Below are 1000 nucleotides of genomic sequence, written 5' to 3'. Positions count from 1 at the left end.
TCGTGCACAAGTTGCCCCGTCGCTGCCTACCACGCCACTGATGTTGCCTGCCGGAGCGGACGAACCCGTAGCGTTGGCAACGACGACGATCTTCGTCGATGCCGACGAGTGGGAGGCCCGTGCACACTCACTCGGGGGAAGCAGCAATGCGCTGCTTGTGGGATTGGCCGGCCACCTGGCCCAGCGACTGGGACGAATCACCGCAGGCGGCTCGCTCACCCTGAAGATGCCGGTCAACGAGCGCGTCGCCGGTGATACTCGCGCCAACGCGAATAGCGATATCGCGGTCACGATCGACCCTGCACCTGCGACGACAGACCTGCGTGAGATCCGGGCCGCAGTCAAACAAGCGCTGATTGACTACGGGGAGGAGGTCGATGAGCGTCGAGCACTGTTATCGATTGTTCCCCTTTTGCCGCAGCGGCTTTTCAGGCGAATGATCACTGTATTGGCCGGCGTCACCTCGTCAAACCTCGGCGTGGTCAATCCGGCCGCGAGCCGGCCAGATGGCACTGACGCCGACTACTTCGCCATGAAGATTCTCTACTCAGGCGTGTCCAGGGCGATGATGCACCGGTTCGGTGGGCCGCTGTTCTTGCTCTCCGGGAGAGCGCGTGGACAGGTTTCTATCTCGGTGACTGGTTACCAGCCAGGCCGTCCCAACTCGAACGATGGTTTGCGACAAGAAACTTCGCGGGCCTTGAGCGACTTCTCGCTCGGCGGCACGCATTTCGGAGCGCCCCAGGATCACACACATTGAAAAAACCACTACGTCAATTCCACGGTACAGACGCTCGACGCACTAGAGCCGCAAAGTGCAAGCCCGCTAGCGGGATTCAAGTCCGGATCGCGCTACCGAGATGCCGACGCGTGCGGTTGCGATGTCATTTCATTTCAGGGTGGAACCGGTCTTTCGGCATATGGCACGAAGTACGGTACGAAGATGGGCAATGTGCTTGATGTGGTCGACCAGGCCGCGTTTGATATCGGTCGAGTGACG

At 60.5% G+C, this 1000-nt stretch carries 1 protein-coding gene; it reads left to right on the top strand.

What is annotated here, in order from left to right; all coding sequences use genetic code 11:
* Positions 1-40 precede the first annotated feature (40 nt).
* Entirely contained in the window at positions 41-760 is a 720-nt protein-coding gene (locus AC5Y49_RS24735; RefSeq protein ID WP_499892009.1) for a hypothetical protein, read from the top strand.
* Positions 761-1000 lie beyond the last annotated feature (240 nt).

This window comes from Mycobacterium sp. NGS62, from assembly GCF_059812285.1.
Note: the sequence above shows the minus strand (reverse complement) of the source record. Positions and strands in the feature narration are given on the sequence as shown.